This is a genomic window from Amycolatopsis sp. SID8362 (assembly GCF_010550475.1).
Classification (GTDB): domain Bacteria; phylum Actinomycetota; class Actinomycetes; order Mycobacteriales; family Pseudonocardiaceae; genus Amycolatopsis; species Amycolatopsis eburnea.
In genome coordinates, this window is the sequence record NZ_JAAGNB010001536.1 from 1 (window position 1) to 1438 (window position 1438).

At 74.5% G+C, this 1438-nt stretch carries 3 protein-coding genes; 2 read left to right on the top strand and 1 reads right to left on the bottom strand.

Annotation, left to right across the window (positions count from 1 at the left end; translation table 11 throughout):
- The coding region (locus G3I65_RS47315) for a thiamine pyrophosphate-binding protein (protein ID WP_255482128.1) at nt 1-540 on the bottom strand (540 nt) is incomplete at its 3' end.
- A 14-nt stretch (nt 541-554) separates the two neighbouring features.
- Between G3I65_RS47315 and G3I65_RS47320 the strand changes: the two genes are divergently transcribed.
- Both G3I65_RS47320 and G3I65_RS47325 read left to right on the top strand, forming a co-directional pair.
- Nucleotides 555-1217: a GntR family transcriptional regulator gene (locus G3I65_RS47320; RefSeq protein WP_166641481.1), complete on the top strand. Its 663-nt coding sequence runs from the start codon at nt 555-557 to the stop codon at nt 1215-1217.
- A partial coding sequence (locus tag G3I65_RS47325) for an alpha/beta fold hydrolase (RefSeq protein ID WP_375336779.1) occupies nt 1217-1438 on the top strand: 222 nt, incomplete at its 3' end. The genes G3I65_RS47320 and G3I65_RS47325, both read left to right, overlap by 1 nt.

The window sequence follows — 1438 nt, forward strand, 5'->3', positions numbered from 1 at the left end:
CGGGGCGCGCATCCCCAGCACGTCCCACGGCACCGCCAGCGAAACCGGCCGCGGCCGCCCGCCCGCCGCTTCCCGGAACGCGGTCGCCAGTGCGTCCGGGACCCCGGTCGGGTGCTCGACCAGCGCCGACCACTTCGTCAGCGTGCGCAGGGTCGCGAGCTGGTCGGGCATCTCGTGCAGGTGCCCGAGCCCGCGGCCGAGGTAGGCGCGCGGGATCTCGCTGGTCAGGCACAGCACGGGCGCGCTCGCCCCGTGCGCCGAGAGCAGCGCGGCCGACGCGTTGAGGACGCCGGGCCCCGGCACCACGGTGCAGACGCCCGTCCGGCCGGTCGCCTGCGCGTACCCGAAGGCCATGTAGGCGACGGTCTGCTCGTGCCGGGCGCCGATGACCCGGATCTCGCCCTCGGCGCGGGCGAGGCTGTCGAACAGGTCGTAGGTCTGCACGCCGGGCAGCCCGAAGACGGTGTCCACGCCGTGGGCGCGCAGCCCGTCGACGATCAGGTCGGCCGCGGTCGGGGACGGAGGCGCAGGGGAGACCATATATTGTTTCCTACATGATCAGCGCGTCCTCGGGAAGACCGGTCACGAAGTCCCAGCTGGCCTACGAGACGATCAAAGCCCGGATCCTGGACGGGAGCTACGGCCCGGGGTACCGGCTGGTGCTCGACCAGATCGGCCGGGAACTCGACGTCAGCGCGGTGCCCGTCCGGGAGGCCCTGCGCCGGCTCGAGGCCGAAGAACTGATCCAGTTCGAGCGGAACGTCGGCGCCCGGGTGACCGCCATCGATCCCGTCGCCTACCAGCACGCGATGCAGACGGTCGCGATCGTCGAGGGCGCCGCCACCGGCCTCGCCGCGCCGCTGCTCACGCCGGACGCGCTGGCGCGGGCCCGCGCGCTCAACGACCGGATGCGCCGCAGCCTCGCCGAGTTCGACCCGCTGGCGTTCACCGCGCTGAACGCCGAGTTCCACGAGGTGCTGTTCGGCGCGTGCCCCAACCCGAACCTGGTCGACTTGGTGCAGCGCTGCTGGACCCGGCTCGCCGCCGTCCGCGACAGCACGTTCGCCTCCGTGCCGGGGCGGGCGCCGAAGTCCGTCGAAGAGCACGAGCGGCTGCTCGCGCTGATCGAGGGCGGTGCCGGGCCGGACGAGGTCGAGCGGTTCGCCCGCGAGCACCGGCTGGCGACGCTGGAGGCCTACCTCGCCCGGAGCCGCTGATGGTCTCGCGTGACTTCTCCGCGCCGGACGGGACCGCGCTCGCCGTCCACCTCTCCGGCAGCGGGGCCGAGCCGCCGGTGGTGTGCCTGCCCGGCGGGCCGATGCGCGCGGGCGCCTACCTCGGCGATCTCGGCGGGCTGAGCGCGCACCGGCGGACCGCCGTGCTGGACCTGCGGGGCACCGGTGACTCCGCCGAGCCGGTGGACCCCGGCACCTACCGG